Origin of the sequence: Pseudomonas fluorescens (genome assembly GCF_902498065.1) — a bacterium.
GTDB lineage: Bacteria > Pseudomonadota > Gammaproteobacteria > Pseudomonadales > Pseudomonadaceae > Aquipseudomonas > Aquipseudomonas fluorescens_BJ.
Genome location: NZ_CABVIR010000001.1, coordinates 731,883 through 749,682 on the forward strand (window position 1 = coordinate 731,883; position 17,800 = coordinate 749,682).

21 protein-coding genes are annotated in these 17,800 nt (G+C 59.3%); 12 read left to right on the top strand and 9 right to left on the bottom strand.

The window, feature by feature from the left end:
- Positions 1 to 122: 122 nt before the first annotated feature.
- From F8N43_RS03630 to F8N43_RS03650, 5 genes are all read left to right on the top strand, one after another.
- Positions 123 to 731 (top strand): cytochrome b/b6 domain-containing protein, encoded by a 609-nt coding sequence (locus tag F8N43_RS03630; RefSeq protein WP_150636121.1) that lies wholly within the window; start codon positions 123 to 125, stop codon positions 729 to 731.
- The gene (locus F8N43_RS03635) at positions 728 to 1,507 is read left to right on the top strand and encodes a molybdopterin-dependent oxidoreductase (RefSeq protein WP_150634370.1); all 780 of its coding nucleotides are present in this window, start codon (positions 728 to 730) and stop codon (positions 1,505 to 1,507) included. The genes F8N43_RS03630 and F8N43_RS03635 overlap by 4 nt, the downstream gene beginning before the upstream one ends.
- A 63-nt stretch (positions 1,508 to 1,570) precedes the next feature.
- Entirely contained in the window at positions 1,571 to 1,852 is a 282-nt protein-coding gene (locus F8N43_RS03640; protein WP_150653232.1) for a pentapeptide MXKDX repeat protein, read from the top strand.
- 155 nt (positions 1,853 to 2,007) lie between these two features.
- Complete coding sequence (locus F8N43_RS03645; protein ID WP_150634372.1) at positions 2,008 to 2,415, top strand: response regulator; 408 nt, start codon at positions 2,008 to 2,010, stop codon at positions 2,413 to 2,415.
- 89 nt (positions 2,416 to 2,504) lie between these two features.
- On the top strand, positions 2,505 to 3,173 hold the full coding sequence (locus F8N43_RS03650) for an HAD-IA family hydrolase (RefSeq protein WP_150634373.1): 669 nt from the start codon (positions 2,505 to 2,507) through the stop codon (positions 3,171 to 3,173).
- 28 nt (positions 3,174 to 3,201) lie between these two features.
- Here F8N43_RS03650 and F8N43_RS03655 read toward each other — a convergent pair whose 3' ends face one another.
- Both F8N43_RS03655 and F8N43_RS03660 read right to left on the bottom strand, forming a co-directional pair.
- Positions 3,202 to 3,861 carry a methyltransferase family protein gene (locus F8N43_RS03655; protein ID WP_150636127.1) on the bottom strand — a complete coding sequence of 220 codons (660 nt, stop codon included), beginning with the start codon at positions 3,859 to 3,861 and terminating at the stop codon, positions 3,202 to 3,204.
- A gap of 111 nt (positions 3,862 to 3,972) precedes the next feature.
- A complete protein-coding gene (locus F8N43_RS03660; RefSeq protein WP_150634375.1) occupies positions 3,973 to 4,917 on the bottom strand; it encodes a GlxA family transcriptional regulator in 945 nt (314 codons plus the stop codon).
- 124 nt (positions 4,918 to 5,041) lie between these two features.
- Here F8N43_RS03660 and F8N43_RS03665 point away from each other — a divergent pair, with 124 nt between their 5' ends.
- Positions 5,042 to 5,833, top strand: a complete 792-nt coding sequence (locus tag F8N43_RS03665; RefSeq protein ID WP_150634376.1) for an SDR family NAD(P)-dependent oxidoreductase — start codon at positions 5,042 to 5,044, stop codon at positions 5,831 to 5,833.
- A gap of 140 nt (positions 5,834 to 5,973) precedes the next feature.
- On the opposite strand, the gene F8N43_RS03670 is transcribed toward F8N43_RS03665, so the two are convergent.
- A complete protein-coding gene (locus F8N43_RS03670) occupies positions 5,974 to 6,291 on the bottom strand; it encodes a DUF2388 domain-containing protein (protein ID WP_150636131.1) in 318 nt (105 codons plus the stop codon).
- A 418-nt stretch (positions 6,292 to 6,709) separates the two neighbouring features.
- Here F8N43_RS03670 and F8N43_RS03680 point away from each other — a divergent pair, with 418 nt between their 5' ends.
- Positions 6,710 to 7,309, top strand: a complete 600-nt coding sequence (locus F8N43_RS03680; RefSeq protein ID WP_150653233.1) for a DinB family protein — start codon at positions 6,710 to 6,712, stop codon at positions 7,307 to 7,309.
- On the opposite strand, the gene F8N43_RS03685 is transcribed toward F8N43_RS03680, so the two are convergent.
- The 4 genes from F8N43_RS03685 to F8N43_RS03700 form a co-directional block, all read right to left on the bottom strand.
- On the bottom strand, positions 7,215 to 8,150 hold the full coding sequence (locus tag F8N43_RS03685; protein ID WP_150636133.1) for a LysR substrate-binding domain-containing protein: 936 nt from the start codon (positions 8,148 to 8,150) through the stop codon (positions 7,215 to 7,217). The two genes, F8N43_RS03680 and F8N43_RS03685, sit on opposite strands and share 95 nt — an antisense overlap.
- A gap of 148 nt (positions 8,151 to 8,298) precedes the next feature.
- Entirely contained in the window at positions 8,299 to 9,276 is a 978-nt protein-coding gene (locus F8N43_RS03690) for an RHS repeat-associated core domain-containing protein (RefSeq protein WP_150653234.1), read from the bottom strand.
- A 188-nt stretch (positions 9,277 to 9,464) separates the two neighbouring features.
- Positions 9,465 to 10,571 carry an RHS repeat-associated core domain-containing protein gene (locus tag F8N43_RS03695; RefSeq protein ID WP_150636137.1) on the bottom strand — a complete coding sequence of 369 codons (1,107 nt, stop codon included), beginning with the start codon at positions 10,569 to 10,571 and terminating at the stop codon, positions 9,465 to 9,467.
- A gap of 131 nt (positions 10,572 to 10,702) precedes the next feature.
- The gene (locus tag F8N43_RS03700; protein WP_150632906.1) at positions 10,703 to 11,608 is read right to left on the bottom strand and encodes a LysR substrate-binding domain-containing protein; all 906 of its coding nucleotides are present in this window, start codon (positions 11,606 to 11,608) and stop codon (positions 10,703 to 10,705) included.
- 117 nt (positions 11,609 to 11,725) lie between these two features.
- Here F8N43_RS03700 and F8N43_RS03705 point away from each other — a divergent pair, with 117 nt between their 5' ends.
- The 3 genes from F8N43_RS03705 to F8N43_RS03715 are packed head-to-tail and all read left to right on the top strand — an operon-like array spanning position 11,726 to position 13,980.
- Complete coding sequence (locus F8N43_RS03705) at positions 11,726 to 12,742, top strand: aldo/keto reductase (RefSeq protein WP_150636139.1); 1,017 nt, start codon at positions 11,726 to 11,728, stop codon at positions 12,740 to 12,742.
- Between the two features lie 2 nt (positions 12,743 to 12,744).
- A complete protein-coding gene (locus F8N43_RS03710) occupies positions 12,745 to 13,542 on the top strand; it encodes an SDR family NAD(P)-dependent oxidoreductase (RefSeq protein WP_150636141.1) in 798 nt (265 codons plus the stop codon).
- Positions 13,543 to 13,569: 27 nt separating this feature from the next.
- Positions 13,570 to 13,980, top strand: a complete 411-nt coding sequence (locus tag F8N43_RS03715; RefSeq protein WP_150632903.1) for an SRPBCC family protein — start codon at positions 13,570 to 13,572, stop codon at positions 13,978 to 13,980.
- Positions 13,981 to 14,113: 133 nt separating this feature from the next.
- Here F8N43_RS03715 and F8N43_RS03720 read toward each other — a convergent pair whose 3' ends face one another.
- Together F8N43_RS03720 and F8N43_RS03725 are read right to left on the bottom strand one after the other, a co-directional pair.
- Positions 14,114 to 15,508, bottom strand: coding sequence for a sensor histidine kinase (locus F8N43_RS03720; RefSeq protein ID WP_150632902.1), 1,395 nt, complete (start codon positions 15,506 to 15,508; stop codon positions 14,114 to 14,116).
- The gene (locus F8N43_RS03725; protein WP_095055782.1) at positions 15,486 to 16,169 is read right to left on the bottom strand and encodes a response regulator transcription factor; all 684 of its coding nucleotides are present in this window, start codon (positions 16,167 to 16,169) and stop codon (positions 15,486 to 15,488) included. The genes F8N43_RS03720 and F8N43_RS03725 overlap by 23 nt, the downstream gene beginning before the upstream one ends.
- A gap of 175 nt (positions 16,170 to 16,344) precedes the next feature.
- Here F8N43_RS03725 and F8N43_RS03730 point away from each other — a divergent pair, with 175 nt between their 5' ends.
- Positions 16,345 to 16,653, top strand: coding sequence for a hypothetical protein (locus tag F8N43_RS03730; protein ID WP_150632909.1), 309 nt, complete (start codon positions 16,345 to 16,347; stop codon positions 16,651 to 16,653).
- Between the two features lie 182 nt (positions 16,654 to 16,835).
- Entirely contained in the window at positions 16,836 to 17,768 is a 933-nt protein-coding gene (locus tag F8N43_RS03735; RefSeq protein ID WP_150632901.1) for a hypothetical protein, read from the top strand.
- Positions 17,769 to 17,800 lie beyond the last annotated feature (32 nt).

A 17,800-nucleotide genomic window follows, 5' to 3' on the forward strand; every position in this document is an offset into this window, starting at 1 on the left:
TCAAGGACCGCAGCCGGGCGTCGCGAGTTATCACGTTTTATTTAACTTTACGTGAGGATTTGGCGATCTGTCGGCTCCCATACTCGGCTCCAACGAATAACAACAACCGCCGGGAGCCGATCATGTCGCCGATACCTGCTTCATCCCATCCGCGCTGGCTGCGCCTGACCCATTGGCTCAATGCCCTGGCGGTGCTGGTCATGGTCACCAGCGGTTGGCGCATCTACAACGCATCGCCGCTTTACGACTTCAGTTTTCCCAAGAGCATCACGCTGGGAGGCTGGCTCGGCGGGGCGCTGCAATGGCATTTCGCGGCGATGTGGTTCCTTGCCATCAACGGCCTTGTCTACCTGATCATCAACCTCGCCAGCGGTCGTCTTTCACGCCGCTTTTTCCCGGTGTCGCCCAAAGGTGTTCTGCAGGACGTGTGGGCCGCATTGCGCGGACGGCTGGGGCATGCCGACCTGAGTCATTACAACCAGGTGCAACGGCTGGCGTACCTGTTTGTGATGCTTGATATCACGCTGCTGGTGGTCTCCGGGCTGGTGTTGTGGAAGTCCGTCCAGTTTCCGTTGTTGCGCGAGTTACTGGGGGGCTACGACGCGGCGCGTCATGTGCATTTCATCGCGATGGCGCTGTTGGTGGCATTTGTTGCGGTGCATCTGGTGATGGTCGCGCTCGTTCCCAAAACGCTGCTGGCCATGATTATCGGTCGCAAGGAGCCCGTATGAAAAAGCCCATTGAAGGTCTGGACGAGTCATCCATCCTCAAAGACGCCCGGAACATCATTGCGCCGCAGATCGAAGACCGCTCGCGTCGCTCGTTCCTGATGCGTGGGCTGACCCTCGGTGGCGTGGCCATGTTGTCGGGCTGCAACATTACCGATAACGACAGCGTCGAGACCGCGTTGTCCTCCATGTCGCGGTTCAACGATCGGGTACAGGGCTGGTTGTTCAATCCCAATGTGTTGGCGCCGACCTATCCGGCGTCGATGATCACCCGGCCGTTTCCGTTCAATGCCTTCTACGGCATCGACGAGGCGCCGACCGTCGAGGAGCAAAGCTATCGACTGGAAGTCACCGGACTGGTCGCCGACAAGCGCAGCTGGCGTCTCGAAGAACTGCGCGCCATGGCGCAGAACGAACAGATCACCCGGCACATCTGCGTCGAAGGCTGGAGCGCGATCGGGCGTTGGGGGGGCGTGCGCTTCAGCGACTTTCTGAAACGAGTCGGCGCCGACACCGATGCCAAGTATGTCGGCTTCAAATGCGCCGACGATTATTACACCAGCATCGACATGGCCACCGCACTGCACTCGCAGACCTTGCTGGCGCTGACCTATGACGGCGCGGTGCTGCCGCGCGAATACGGCTTTCCGATGAAGCTGCGCATGCCCACCAAGCTCGGCTACAAGAACCCCAAACACATTCAGGCTATTTTCGTCAGCAACACCTACAGCGGCGGCTACTGGGAAGACCAGGGCTACAACTGGTTCGGTGGCAGCTGACGGCAACGTCACCACGCAGCTCACGCTGCGTTCATTCGCACCTGTGCTTCAAGGAGTTTCATCATGAAAAAGTTGACCACCGTCGTATTGTCCATGTGCCTCGCCGTAGGCGCCGTCAGCGTGTTTGCCGCCGATACCACAACCAGTGATGGCATGAGCAAGGACAGCATGAGCAAGGACTCGATGTCCAAAGACGCCATGAAAAAGGACACGATGTCCAAGGATTCCATGAGCAAGGATTCAATGAAGAAAGACGCCATGTCGAAGGACTCCATGAGCAAAGACGCCATGAAAAAAGACGCGATGTCCAAGGACCCCATGAAAAAGGACAACATGGCGCAGTAACTCGAACGCCGTCGCTCATGGAACATGGGTGAGTACCGCTGACTTCATCAATCTGGTTGTATCAAAAATGAATTTCCGCCGAGCCCGCTGCTCATACCTGTAAGCCGCGGAGTTGAGCCCGCGAAATCATTAGGCAATCAGGGAGTGGCAAACTCATGTGTCCAGTATCGACGGCGGGCGAGCACCTTCCTGGCGGGTTGATTCTTGTGGTTGAAGACGACCCACTGATCCTGGAGTTTCTTTGCGAGATCCTCCAGGAGGAAGGTTTCGTAGTCGAACCGCAGATTAGCGCGGACGCTGCAGCCGGTTATCTGGAGCTGCACGCGGACAACGTCGCGTTGCTGCTGACGGACATCACCATGCCCGGCAAACTTAACGGTGCCGATTTGGCCAATCAGTTCGGCGACCGCTGGCCGGACAAACCGATCATGATCATGTCCGGTTTCGAAACGCCGGAAACGTCCGGGGTGAGGCATGAGGTTTCGTTCATCAAGAAACCTTGGGCGCTGGGGCAGTTACTCGATTGCGTGGAAGGTGCATTGAAGTCAAAGAGGGTTGGCTGAAACGACACGCAACGCTTGGGCTTCGTTCACTCGCAAATGCTACATTGCTCGGCAAAACCCGCCCGGCTCTTGTAAAAGGACGCTCATCCTTGTCAGCTCAACCCTCGGTTTTCAACACGCCTTATCGCGCCTTCCTGTTTGATATGGACGGTACTGTCCTCAATTCCATCGCCGCCGCCGAGCGCATCTGGACTCGCTGGGCCTTGCGCCACGGCGTGGATGTCGAATCTTTTCTGCCGACCATTCACGGCGCCCGAGCCATCGACACCGTCAACCGCCAGGCATTGCCGGGTGTTGATGCAGAGGCTGAAGCCGCGTGGATTACCGAGGCGGAAATCGAGGACGTCGAGGGGATTGTCGAGGTGGCCAGTGCGGCGGCGTTCTTGAAATCGTTGCCTGCCAGTCAGTGGGCCATCGTGACTTCTGCGCCCAAGGCGCTGGCGCTGCGACGGATGGCGGCGGCGGGGATTCCCGAGCCTGCGGTGATGGTCACAGCGGAAGACGTCAGCGCCGGCAAGCCGGATCCTGCGGGGTATCGATTGGCGGCCCTGCGGTTAGGTGCTGAAGTGACCGATTGCCTGATCTTCGAAGACGCCACCGTCGGCATTCTCGCCGCACAAGCCGCGGGCGCAGACCTTTTGATCATTACCTCGACTCACGATCATCCGATCGAAACGCCGCATGCGACGATGGCCGATTATGACTCGGTCACCGTGCAGGTTGACCCCGACGGCCAGCTTCGCCTGCTTGCTTCGTAACAACACCATCCACCAAGGAGCCGAGGCGTTAATAAACACCGGGAATCAACCGCCAGCTACGGCTGCAATAGGCCTCATATTCACTGCCGAACTGCGCCCGCAACAGCGCTTCTTCAGCGTGGATGCGGGCGATCAGCGGGATCACCGTCAGCGCTGCCAGCAACAGGCCAACGCCAGAACGAAACACCAGCGCCCAACCCACGGCAATGACCAACATCCCCAAATAGCTGGGGTTGCGCAAACGGCGATAAATCCCCTCCGTCACGAGGCTATGCCCCGGCTGGATCGCCACCAGTCCGCTGAAGCGCTTGCCCAGCACAAACACCGGCCACAGGCGCAACGCACCGCCGACGATGAACACCCATGCCCCGAACCAACGCACGCCTTCGCCACCGAAGGTCCAGAAGTCGATCCGGTCGGTGTAGGCGGGTAGAAAACCGCTCACTATCCCGATCACCCCGAAGGCCGGCAGCACCCAGCGATTGGCCCGGTCTTCACGTTCGCCGGAGCTGAGGTTGACCTCGGTGAACAGCGCGGCGACCGTCATCAGCAGCGTCGCCAACACAACGACCACCAGCGCCCCATGAGAGAAAAACGCCGCCCACCCGCCTAACCCCCACACGGCGAGCCCGAGGTAGGCGAGGGTGCCGACAATGGCGAAAAACGCCAGTCTGGCCGAGATTTTCATAAACACCCCAGGTACTCAGTCCACATACACATCAGTGTAGGCGCTGCAATGCGTCGTTCCGACTTGCCGGCGATGGCGTGCGTGAGATCGCCTTCGCCAGCAAGCTGGCTCTTACAGGATCTCGGCTCGGGCGCTGCGGCGAATTACCTGCGGCGGTTGGCCGAAGGCTCTGAGGAAGGCTTCACGCATGCGCCGGCGATCAGTGAAACCGGTCTCGGTGGCGATCTGATCGAGGGTCAGCCGTCCGCGTTCCAGCATTTGCCGAGCCGCTTCCAGGCGCAGGTTTTCGATGGCTTTGGCTGGCGACTGCCCGGTTTCGGCGCGAAACGCGCGGCTGAACTGGCGTGGGCTGAGGCTCGCCACGTCCGCCAGCTGTTCCACCGACAACGCTTCGGCGAGGTGTTCACGGGCGTAGCCGAGCACGGTCTGGATACGGTCGGATTTCGGTTCCAGTTCCAGCAGCGCCGAATGCTGGGACTGTCCGCCCGCACGTCGGTGGTACATCACCAGTTTCTGCGCCACGGAGCGGGCAAGTTCGGCGCCGTGGTCCTTTTCAACCATGGCCAATGCCAGGTCGATGCCGGCGGTCATTCCGGCGGACGTCCAGATCGATCCATCGACCACGTAAATGCGATCCTCTTCCACGTTGATCGACGGAAACCGCGCTTGCAGCTCCCGGGCGTACGCCCAATGCGTGGTAGCCCGCCGCCCTTCAAGCAAACCGGCCTGAGCCAACACGAAGGCGCCGGAACAGATCGACGCCGTACGCCGTGCGGTCTTGATGCTGGCGCGCAGGTAATTCAACACACCTTCGGGCGCCTGCTCGAGAATGGCATCGCCGCCGACCACGATCACCGTGTCGAACACCTGTTCACCGAACGCCTCGGTGCCCACGCTCAAGCCACCGGAGGCGCGCAAAGTGCGGCCGTCTTCGGACACCACGCTCACCTCATACAGCGTCTCGCCAGCGCTGAAGTTGGCGTACTCGAACACCGGCATCGCCGCCAGCGCCATGGACTGGAAGCCTTCAAACACCACAAACGCCACGGAAGTCATTGCCAGACCCTCAAATGGAAATGTCCTGAAAACGTACTTTAAACGTCATTTGAGACAGGCGTCACTCAATTTATAACTGTTCACACCCGGCGAACACCTCGCCTCATTGTGAAGGAAACTGAACATGACTCTCTCGTCCAAAGGCACCGCCCTGATCACGGGCGCTTCTTCCGGTATCGGCGCGGTCTACGCCGACCGTCTCGCCCGTCAGGGGTATGACTTGATTCTGGTCGCCCGCAGCCAGGCCAAACTCAACGCGCTGGCCAATCACCTGAGCAACGAAACCGGCCGCGCCGTGGAAGTGGTCGCCGCCGACCTGAAAGACCAGGCCGATCTGCGCCGTGTTGAAGGCATTCTGCGTACTGACGCGAGCATTACATTGCTGGTCAACAACGCCGGGGTCGGCGCGGTCATGCCGCTGTTGGGCAGCCCGGTGGATGACATGGAAGACATGATCACCCTCAACATCACCGCGCTGATGCGCCTGGCCTACGCGGTAGCCCCCGGATTTGTCGCCCGTGGCACCGGAACCATGATCAACATTTCTTCGATCGTCGCGATTGCGCCGGAAATTCTCAACGGCGTGTACGGCGGGACCAAGGCATTTGTGTTGGGCCTGAGCCAATCGCTGCACCACGAATTGGCGGATAAAGGCATTCGTATTCAGGCCGTACTGCCCGGCGCCACTGCGACTGACTTCTGGAGCGAGGCGGGCAACCCGGTGGAAAACCTACCGCAGGAGATCGTGATGTCCGCTGAAGACATGGTCGATGCCGCACTGGTAGGGCTTGCGAGTGGTGAAGTGGTGACCATTCCGGGGCTGCACGATGGCGAGCAGTGGGATCGTTACGAAGCTCAGCGCAAAACCCTTTCTGGATTGTTCGGCAACTCCACGGCAGCACCGCGCTATCGTTGAGGCTGAAAAAAGATCGCCACCTCGCTGCGCTCGACCGCGCCTACAGGGATTTACGTCCAACTGTAGGAGCTGTCGAGCGCAGCGAGGTGGCGATTTTTGATCTTCCAGCCGCTACGCTTGTCGGCGTCAACCGGACGCTGTTATTGCCCGACCGAAAGGCCTTCCTGAACCAGAATGGCTCTGGCCAGGTCTTCGTCGCTGGCGTCTAACCCGGGATTGTCCTGGCGAATCTGCTTGATGACCGATTCCAGATACACGCCACGAATCGCACCGCCACTGGCCACGAAGCTGGAGGCGTCATCCCGGGCGGGGATCATGAGCTTGTCGTCCTTGAACGTCGAGTACAGCGAAGCGGAAACCCCGGCCGAGGTGGCCACATCGCCCGCATCCACTTTCGCGAAAGCCGAGCCGAAGGGTAAGCACAACACAAGGGAAGAGATGATGATCAGACGGCGCATGACGGTGTCCTCCGAAAGCGTGAAGCGTAAAGGAAGTACCACATAATTTAGGATGCGCGGAGACCGTCAGGAGTTCCTTGCCGCACACACAATCACTTCAACCCGTAACCCCGGATCTGCCAGTTTCGCCTCACCGCACGTGCGGGCCGGTGCGTGGCCGGCCTGCTGCCTGAAAACAGAGCGGCCGGGTTCCTCAGCCAGTTGGGCAGAAATGAGCGCTCGTGTTGAGCGCTCATTTTTTCCTGCGCGGTGCCTCGTTTGCAGGCGTGACAATCGGGCTCCCTGACAGGTCAAAATCTGCCGCTGGACGGCGGTCGTCACCCCGGTACGCTTTGATCGACCGATGATCAGCGTCCGCGCTGCCTCGCGTCCTTGGGACTATGCTTTGCAGTGCGCCCATCGCAATGGGAGACCTCTGATGATCAACGTACGCACTGCCCGCATGCTCGCCGATTACAAACGCTGGGCCGATCAACGTCTCTTTGACAGCCTCGCTGATTTGCCGCCGGGTGAGGTCAACAAGGAACGGATCTCAGTGTTCAAAAACATGATCGGCACGCTGAACCACATCTACGTGGTGGACTGCATCTGGAAGGCTCACCTCGAAGGCCGGGGGCACGGCTTCAAGACCTCGCATGACCTGCTGCATCCCGACCTCGATGACCTGCGCCTGGCGCAAAAGGACATCGATCACTGGTACTGCGCCTGGAGCGAACGGCAGACCGAGGCATCGCTGGATAAACCCGTCGAGTTCACGTTTGTCTCGGGCGAAAGCGGCACCATGAGCGCCGGCGCGATGTTGATGCACGTGGTCAATCACGCCAGTTATCACCGTGGCTGGGTGATCCAGATGTATTTCGACATTCCGGCCATGCCGCCGATGACGGACCTGCCAATCTTCCTGCGCGAGACCGACCCGTCCTTCAACGCGATCCAGGCACCGGCCCCGGCAGCGGCGCCGACATGTGTTGGGCAATTCGCGAGCGCAACCAACGTTCTGCCGGATCGTTATCGTTGACCCCGTTCCAGACCATCGACAGTTCGGACAGGTTAATGTCAAACGGCGGGTCGTCGGCGCGCAACTGGCTGCTGCCTTCGATCAGCGCGCACGCGGCGTAATCCGGTACCGTGGCGAGCATGTCCGTGCCGGCCAGCAACGCGCGCAGTCCGGCGAACTGCGGCACCGCCAGCACCACACGGCGTGAGCGGCCGATGCGCGCCAGGTCATTGTCGATGGCCCCGGTCAGGTCTCCGGAAAACGACACCAGTGCGTGCGGCCGCTCGCAGTAATCATCCAGCGTCAGGGCGCCGGGCCGATTGTCGCCGCGCAGGATCTTCACGCTCAGGTCACGCAACTTTTTGCGCTTGGCGTTGGCCGGGAGTTCGGTGGTGTAGCTGATCCCGACGGAAATCTCACCGCTGGCGAGCATCGACGACATCAGCAGGAAATTCACCCGCCGCACGACCACCACCACGTTCTGCGCCTCTTCGCGGATCTGCTTGAGCAGCGGCGGAAACAGACCGAACTCGGCGTCGTCGGACAGACCGATGCGAAACACGTCGCGGCTGGTGGCCGGGTCGAAATCCTTCGCTCGGCTGACCGCGCCGGAAATGGTGTCCATCGCTGGCTGCAATTCCTTGAGAATCTGCAATGCGCGTTGGGTCGGCTCCAGAACACGACCGTTACGCACCAGCAGCGGGTCATCGAACAGGTCACGCAGTTTTGCCAGCGAAGCACTGACCGCAGGCTGGCCGAGGAACAGTTTTTCCCCGGCCCGGGTCAGGTTCTTTTCGAACATCAGGGTTTCGAAAATCACCAACAGGTTCATGTCCACGCGGCGCAGGTCGTTGCGGTTCATGGTGGGGGTGCTCGAAAGTTTTCAGGGTCTTTTCATTAAAGCAGTAAACCTGTCCGGTGCATCGTATCCGGTCAGGCTCGATTTTCGAGGGCATGGAGTTTGAGTGTCGGCGAAGGTGTTGCGGTTGAGCACTATCAGAACTGATAGGTTATGTACCTCTGCGAAGTCTGTCGACGTTCATTGCTTCTGTGCTGCCGTGGCTGGTTGTGGGAGCAGCTTGGACGGAGCGTTGAGTTGGACTTGGAGTGAGGTTTTGGAAAAAGTTTGGCACTTCGACGTTCACCGGTGACATTCGTCTATTTTGCAAGCGCTCTCTGAATGCCATATCGGTTGCCGCTGGGGCAAATTGGTCGTTACTTATCGTTTCAGTAATAACCACAGTGTTTTCCGATATTACGGGGGTAGTAGTGAAGCGCCTTGCGGGCACCCATCCATTGGTCCTGGGTTGAGTGGGAATTAGAGGAGTCTCAGTTCTTGCCGCGGGTTGTGGCGTTGGCGTGGGCTGATCCATTAATCCGTTCATAGCGTTTGGAAGGGGGCGTCGAGGATAGCGTGCACGTACAGTTTGTCGTTCAAGTCCCAATAACCAAATAGATCTATGTCCCGTCGGATCGTTTTGATTCACGGGATCACCTTGGCAATACGCATAGGTATTCAATCCCCCTTCACCAAACGGGCTCACACTGTCCGGACCGTTAAACCGCATCAACACCGGATTAAACCCTCGATACCCATTTCCCAACAAATAATGCCCCGTCACCGGGTCGGGCCGTTCGCCATTGAACCCTAACAGGCTGAGTAACCCGTTTTCAGGGTGGCGGTGGCCATAGGGTGAATAGGCGATGGGCTGGCACTGATGGTTCGCTTTAAGCGTGTGCAACACGGAGCGTTGTTGATCGGTGGCCAGCAGCGTGGTGTCGAGTGCATCGCCCTCACTTCGCTGCTGCGCCAACAGCCAGTCGTCGTGTTGGACGATCGAATGCTGCAGCGCACCCTGTATCTCGGTGGCCAGGCGGCTTTTGCAGTAGAAACGCCGATGCTGTTGCGCGTCCTGCTGTGCATGGCCGATCAACCGGTCGAGGGCGTCGTAGCGATAGTGGCAGAGGGGTTCGCGCAGTAATGGCATGGGGATGCTCCGAAGGTTCAACGTGCCTTCGATCAGTATTGGCGGTTTCGCAATGGGTGGGAACTAGCAGAACTGATAGTCCGGAACCTGTGGGCCCTGGAGTGATGGTGGCGAGGGCAGCTTGCTCCCTCGCCACAGGGGATTGGTGAGGACATCACCAACTTCAGCTGTTGTGATTTTGTCTGATGTTAAACCTTAAACTGAACTATCGTACGGTCGCTAGTGCGTTGTTCCCACCAACGATCACCGTCAAACCTGAAATGAGGATCTCTGATGAGTAACTTTGCTCTGCTTGGGCGCACTCCCTTAAGAAGCCCATTTTCCGCAGCGGTGTTTACCTGTCCGACGGTCATGGAATTACTGAACTCATCCCTGGCTTTCAATAAGTTACGATGATCAATTGATATAGGGACTTCTGGTAATTCTAATTGACTGTAAAACGACTCTAATTCAAGTCCAAGTGTATCAGAGTAGCTGTTCTCGTCGGGTGTGAGCTTTCTCTGCATAAACGAAATCTTATTCCCTTTTTTAATCGAGACTTCGTCATAACCAAAGCCTATAACTGACTTAATCAGGGTGCTGTGTCCCTCGTTGGCTTTGATTCTATGAGTGACTTCATTAAAGCTATGAAGCGTGGTATCCAGGGTTGGGGTAAATGTAGTGACGTCCGTGTAGTTATTTTTGTTTTTAGTAACCGCACTAAATGTTAGTCCCGGGCCGCTTTTATAGACAGGCCGGCCTAACATCCGGTTGAGGACGCCGGGGATTGTACCGTTCGGATCACTCAGATTGACGGGGTCCCCCAAACAATAAGCATATGCGTTCAATCCGCCCCTGCCAAACGGACTAAGTCTGTCCGGACCGTTAAACCGCATCAACACCGGATTAAACCCTCGATACCCATTTCCCAACAAATAATGCCCCGTCACCGGGTCGGGCCGTTCGCCATTGAACCCTAACAGGCTGAGTAACCCGTTTTCAGGGTGGCGGTGGCCATAGGGTGAATAGGCGATGGGCTGGCACTGATGGTTCGCTTTAAGCGTGTGCAACACGGAGCGTTGTTGATCGGTGGCCAGCAGCGTGGTGTCGAGTGCATCGCCCTCACTTCGCTGCTGCGCCAACAGCCAGTCGTCGTGTTGGACGATCGAATGCTGCAGCGCACCCTGTATCTCGGTGGCCAGGCGGCTTTTGCAGTAGAAACGCCGATGCTGTTGCGCGTCCTGCTGTGCATGGCCGATCAACCGGTCGAGGGCGTCGTAGCGATAGTGGCAGAGGGGTTCGCGCAGTAATGGCATGGGGATGCTCCGAAGGTTCAACGTGCCTTCGATCAGTATTGGCGATTTCGCCAATGGCTGGGAACTAGCAGAACTGATAGGTCGTTCCGGTTCTTACCGAAATCCATGGGCCAGTCGTTTCAGCGCCAACTTCAGCCGCTGTAAACATCCGCCGGCTCGGTCAACACCTTCCTGAACGTCTCCACCAACGGTCGCAAATTAACCCGATGCCAGGCCGCCCACAGCGGCGTGGTAAAGGAAATCCACGGCACCTCGCGCAGCACCACACCCGGTGGCGCGTTTCGACTCAAACCTTTCTGAATCATCGCGATTCCCAGCCCCGACGCCACCAGCCCCAGCGCAGTGAACGGTTCGGTCGCCTCCATGCGGATGTCCGGGGTAAAACCGGCGCGGATGCAGGCGCTGATGAAGTCGTCTCGGCTCGCACAGTTCTGGCGGTGTTGCACGCCAATCCATTCCTGATTGGCCAGGTCTGCCGGGCCCCATGTTGCTTGGCGGGCGAGGGGATGATGCTCGGGCAAGGCCAGCAGCATAGGGTCGTCCAGCACCTGAAAACCCAGCAGGTCCGGATCGTCGGCGACGGGCGGTTCGCTAACCAGTGCGATATCGAGGCTACGCTGACGCAGGCCTTCGAGTTGTTCGGCGGAGCTGAGGTTGTATAGCGCGACGTGCACGTTCGGCCGGTCGACCCGCAGCACGCGCAAGGCATTCGGCAGGACGCCGGCATGCATGGCGTTCTCGATGTAGCCGATGCACAAACCGCCTTCTTCACCACGACCCAGGCGTTTGCCAAGGGATTCCAGGCGATTGGCGTGGGTCAGCAGGGCGCGGGTTTCGGCGAGGAACGTCTGACCGTCGCGGGTCAGCCGAATGCGTTGCTGGCTGCGTTCGAACAGGGTCAGGCCCAGGCGTTCCTCGAGCTGGGCGATCTGTCGGCTCAGGGGCGATTGGGAAATGTGCAGGCGTTCGGCGGCGCGACCGACGTGTTCTTCTTCGGCGACGGCGACGAAGTAGCGCAATTGGCGGATGTCGATCATGTCAGACCTGTAGGGACTCAAGTGCTGCGCATTATGTCTTGGACGGTCCGAACGTCGCAATCTACGATCTGCTCAACGGTCATTCAACTGACCTCTGAAACTGACGAGGATTGAATCATGAGCTTGAAAGACAAACTGCCCGGCGCGCTGGGCTTCGGTACCGCGCCATTGGGCAACATGTTCCGCGCCATCCCTGAAGAAGAAGCGCTGGCCACTGTTCACGCGGCCTGGGATGCCGGCGTGCGTTACTTCGATACGGCACCGTTTTACGGTTCGGGCCTGTCGGAGATTCGTCTGGGCGCGGCGTTGGCCCAATACAACCGTGACGACTATGTGCTGAGCAGCAAAGTCGGGCGGGTGATTCTTGAAGAAGTCGAAGACGCGGCGGCCCGTGATCTGGGTGAGAAGAGCGGTGTGTTCGAACACGGCCGCCCGAACAAGATCGTCAACGACTACAGCGCCGACGCGACGATGCGTTCGATTGAAGACAGCCTCAAACGTCTGCAGACCGATCGCCTGGACATTGTCTGGGTGCACGACATCGCGCAGGATTTCTACGGTGATCAATGGCTGGAATACTTCAATCAGGCCCGTATCGGCGCTTTCAAAGTGCTGACCCGTTTGCGCGAAGAAGGCGTGATCAAGGGTTGGGGACTGGGGGTGAACAAAGTGGAACCGTGCGAATTGACCCTCGATCTGACCGAAGCCCAACCAGACGGTTTTCTGCTGGCGGGGCGCTACACGCTGCTCGACCACGACCGTGCCTTGCAACGCCTGATGGACGCCGCGCTGGCGCAGAACGTCGAGATCGTCGTCGGCGGACCCTACAGCTCGGGCATCCTGGCCGGCGGCGCGCACTTCGAATACCAGAAGGCCAGCCCGGCGATCATCCATAAAGTCGAGCAGATCAAAGGTATCGCAGCGGCTCACGGGGTCGACATCAAGGCCGCCGCGTTGCAGTTCTCCCTGGCTAACCCGGCGGTTGCCGCGGTGATTCCAGGTTCCAGCCGTCCGCAGCGGATTGCCGAAGACGTGGCCGCGTTGTCGGCGGTGATTCCCGCTGCGTTCTGGCAAGCCATGCGCGAAGCGAAACTGGTGTCCGAACGCGCTCCATTACCCATCGCAGGAGTTTGAGCATGAAGATCGATCTGACGGGGAAACTCGCCATTGTCAGCGGCAGCACCGCCGGCATTGGCCTGGGTATCAGCAAGGCGCTGGCCGAGTCCGGTGCCACGGTGGTGGTGATCGGCCGCGAGACGACCAAGGTCGAGCAAGCGCTGGCAAGCATTCGCCAGAGCGTGCCGGGCGCGCAACTGCGTGGCCTGACGGCGGACCTCGGCACCGCCGAAGGGGCCGAGCAGTTGTTCGCCGCCGAGCCACGAGCAGACATTCTGGTGAACAACCTCGGAATCTTTAACGAGGTGGATTTCTTCGACACGCCAGACAGCGAATGGACGCGGTTTTATGAGGTCAACGTGATCTCCGGTGTGCGTCTGTCGCGGCATTATGTGCCGGAGATGGTCAAGCAGGGCTGGGGCCGGGTGATTTTCCTGTCCTCGGAATCCGGGATCGCGATCCCGGCAGACATGCTCAACTACGGCGTGACCAAAAGCGCTAACCTCGCGGTGTCTCATGGTTTGGCCAAACGGCTGGCGGGTACTGGCGTGACGGTCAATGCGATCCTGCCGGGGCCGACCCTGACCGATGGCCTGGAGCAGATGCTCAAGGACGCCACGGCCGAATCGGGGCGCAGTGTGCGCGAAGAGGCCGATGCGTTTGTGCGCAAGGCCCGGCCGACGTCGATCATCCAGCGCGTGGCGGACGTCGAGGAAGTCGCGAACCTGGTGGCTTACATCGCTTCGCCGTTGTCCTCGGCTACTACGGGCGCGGCATTGCGTGTGGACGGTGGCGTGGTCGACAGCCTGGCGATCTGAATTTTTTTGCTTGAGAGAGAGGACTACATGGCAACTGCATCAGCATTTATCGATATCCCGGCTTCGACCGACAGCGTTTGGCAATTGATTGGCGGCTTCAATTCGCTGCCGGACTGGCTGCCGTTCATTCCCAAAAGTGAACTGAGCGAAGGCGGGCGTGTGCGCAGTCTGCAAACGGCCGATGGCGCAGTGGTGGTGGAACGGCTTGAGTCGTTTGATAACGCCGGGAAGACGTACAGCTACTCGATTGTGCAGGCACCGTTTCCGGCGACGGATTATCTGGCGACGATCCGCGTCGAAGCACGAGGCGAGGGTGCCCGGGTGACGTGGTCGGGTCGGTTTGCGCCGGTGGGTGTGAGTGAGGAAGAAGTGGCGGCGCTGTTTGCCGGCATTTATCAGGGTGGTCTTGAGGCTTTACGGGCAAACTACCCCGCCTGATTTCGCCATCAATCCCTGTGGGAGCGGGCTTGCCCGCGATGGCGGAGTGTCGGGCAGTATAATTTTGTCTGTCCGGTCGCTATCCCGGGCAAGCCCGCTCCCACAGGTTTTGTATCAGTTCAGGAGATCCGGGTCAGGTCTGGGTAATCAGGTTCTGCCGGCAGTCGAGCAGCAACCGTGCGCCGCCCAATTCGCTTTCACCCACCTCAAGCGTAAATCCATGCAGGCTGACAATCGCCGCGACGATCGACAAGCCCAGGCCGAACCCGCTTTGCTGATTGCCACCTTCGGCGCGATAGAAGCGCTGGAATACGGCGTCCCGTTCGGTCGCAGGAATGCCCGGTCCCGAGTCGAGCACTTCGATCCGCGTATGCCCATTTTCATTGACCCCGCGCAAAATCACCTCGCCGCCCGGCGGTGTGAATTTGATGGAATTGCTCAACAGGTTCGCCACGGCTTCGAACAACAGCGCCCGATCACCGTTCAGCGCCGGCAGTGATTCGGGCAATTGCAGCTTGAAAACCAGCTCATCTTCCTCCGCCAGCGGCAGATAAAAGTCGTGCAGTTCCTGCAACAACGGCAGCGGATCCAGCTGCACAAACCCCGAACGCCGCTGCCGATCCTCCAGCTCGGAAATCCGCAGCAACCCGCGAAAACGCGCCATCAGCGTATCCGCTTCAGCGAGCACCGAATCGAGTTGTGTCGCTTCTGCCGACCCTTCGCCAGCCTGTTGCTGCATGCGGTACAACTGCGCCCGCAAGCGGGTCAGCGGCGTGCGCAAGTCGTGTGCAATGTTGTCGCACACACCCTTGACCTCGTTCATCAAGCGCTCGATGCGTTCGAGCATGGCGTTGACGATGGCGGCGAGCATGTCCAGTTCGTCACGGCGATCAGACAGCGGCAAACGTCGGGTCAGGTCGCCGGCGACGATGGCCTCGGCACTGGCCTGAATCCCGCGAATGCGTCGCAGCGGTCGACGGCGCAACAGGTGCCATCCGACGATGCCCGGCAAAATGGTCAGGGTCACGCCCCAGAACAACGCGTGGAGGATGATGCGGGTCACGGCGAACAGTGAACCGTTGTCACGCACCAGAATCAGCCAGCGACCGTCCGGCGTCTGGGTCGCCACCGCGTCGCAACTGTCGGCGGGCAGCGTCGGGTCGTCGGAGTCGGCGCAGTCGCTGAGCATGTGGATCTTGCCGTCCAGCGGCAAACCTTTGGGAATGTGGCGCAGGGCACCGCTGAGGTAGTGATGCTCGGCATCGAACAGGCCATAGGCATCGATGCCGCGAATGTCGAAAGTCATGCTGACGGCGAGGGCGTCCACCAGTTGTTCGCCGGAAAAACGCGAGAACAAATGCTGACGTTGCATTAGCGAGTGCTTGGCCAGGTTGTCCAGATAGGTGGACACCTCGTAATACATGACCCCCATGAGAATCCCGCTCCAGAGCACGAACAGCGAGCTGTAGAGCGCCAGCAACCGACTGCTGGACGAACGCCAGCCTTTAGAGGGGTTCGGCAATGACATAACCCGAGCCTCGCACGGTCCGAATCAGTGGGACATTGCCGGGCGGGTCGATCTTTTTGCGCAGGCGGCCGATGTGCACGTCGATCAGGTTGGTGCCGGGGTCGAAGTGATAACCCCAGACCTCTTCGAAAATCATCATCCGCGAGAGAATCTGGCCGGTGTTGCGCATCAGGAATTCCAGCAGCTTGTACTCGGTGGGCAACAGCGTCAGCAGTTGACCGTCGCGGCTGGCCTCGTGGCTGATCAGATTCAGTTCCAGGTCCGCCACCCGCAACGTGGTGGCCTGGGCGGTCACGGTGTTCTGCCGGCGCAGCAGCACTTCGACCCGGGCGGCCATTTCATCCGTGGCAAACGGTTTGGTCAGGTAATCGTCACCGCCGGCACGCAATCCGCGCACGCGTTCATCGACATCGGAGAGGGCGCTGATCATCAGGATCGGCGTCGCCACGCCCATGGTTCGCAGTGTGGTGACGATCGCCAGGCCATCGAGCTCGGGCAACATGCGGTCGAGGGTGATCAAGTCGTAATTGCCGCTGACCGCGCGCTCAAGTCCTTCGCGACCATTGTCGACCCAATCCACGTCGAGCCCGTGGCTGCTCAATTCGGCGACGATCTCCCGGGCGGTCACGGCGTCGTCTTCGATGGTCAAGATGCGGGTCATAGGGCGGACCTGATAGTCAGTTCAAGGCAAGTGTGTGGGCATTCTGCCAAGAAATGCCGGTGACTTTTTAAATTAACTTTCATGTGGCTCATGGGGCGGCCCGGAACGTTGATATCATATGGCCATAACCTTGAAAGGGAGTTCGACTGTGCGCACTTTGATTTGCCGTGTCGGGATGCCGATTGTTGTGTTGTTGCTGTACGTCATCAGCAGTAGTGCCTGGGCGGGTAACACGCCGTGTTCAGGAAAGAAGGGCGGTATCGATCGCTGTGATGGCGACCTGTTTGTGTGTAATGACGGCTCTATCAGCGCTTCGAAGAAAAGCTGCTCGGCTCGTTATGGCGAATCAAGCCAGGCTCGCCCGCAAACCTTATTGCAGAGCGCCGATGGCTGCGCCTGCGGTTCGGGGTCGTTTTGCACTGGCCCGAGAGGCGGGGTGTATTGCCTGACACCCAGCGGTAACAAGAGCTACAAGCGCAAGTAGGGCAATGCATAAAACCCGCTGCGATGCGGCCGCTCCTTGCAAAATGCATGGGAATGAGAAGTTCAAACTTTGTAAATCATTGAAATTTATCTATTTATTGAAAACGGGCGACTGGCACGTTGACTGCAATTCCTCATTTGACGAGTTGTAACAACATCTTTCCTGCCTGGAGCGACATAACAATGAATAGATCCCCTGATGGTTTCTATCCTGCCGCAGAAGAGTCAAGCACGTTGTCGGGCGTTTCCTGGGGAGCGATTTTCGCCGGGGCCGCTGCGGCGGCGGCGTTGTCGCTGATCCTGGTGCTGCTCGGTTTCGGATTGGGTTTTTCGGCGGTTTCCCCGTGGGCCCATGAAGGCGTCAGTGCCAAGGGTTTGGGCGTTTCAACGATTGTCTGGCTGGCCGTTACCCAAATCGTCGCTTCCGGGCTTGGGGGTTACATCGCCGGTCGCCTGCGGGTGAAATGGGCGAACATGCATGGCGATGAAGTCTACTTTCGCGACACCGCTCATGGCTTCCTGGCCTGGTGCGTGGCGACCCTGGTGACCGCAACGCTGGTCGTCGGCTCGGTCAGCAGTATTGTCAGCGGTGGGGTGCAGGCCGGGGCGAGTGTTGTCGGCGGTGCTGCAAGTGTGGCCACGCAAGCGGCGGGCACTGCCGCCGGGAATACGCCCAGCGATCAATACGGCTATTTCGTCGACAGTCTGTTTCGCGACGATCGTCCCGCAGCCATCAGCGATGACGCGGCGCGTGGCACCGTGACTCGCATCTTCGTTCGCTCGTTGAGCAACGACGGTCAACTGGCGGCTGAGGACCGTACCTATCTGGCGCAACTGGTGGCGCAACGGACCAACCTGACGCAAGCGGACGCTGAGCGTCGTGTCGATGAAGTCTATGCCGCTGCGCATAAAGCCGTGGAAGACGCCAAGGTAGCCGCGAGACAAGCGGCCGACACCGCAGCAAAAGTGGCGGCCATGACGGCGTTGTGGATGTTCGTGGCACTGTTGATCGGCGCGTTCTTCGCCAGCTTCGCTGCAACCTTTGGTGGTCGTCGTCGGGATGCGGTGGTGTATGTCGAATCCGATGCCTATGTCGCCACAGCCCCTATTCGTTAACCCAGGAGAATTCTCATGCGCTCACTACTGTT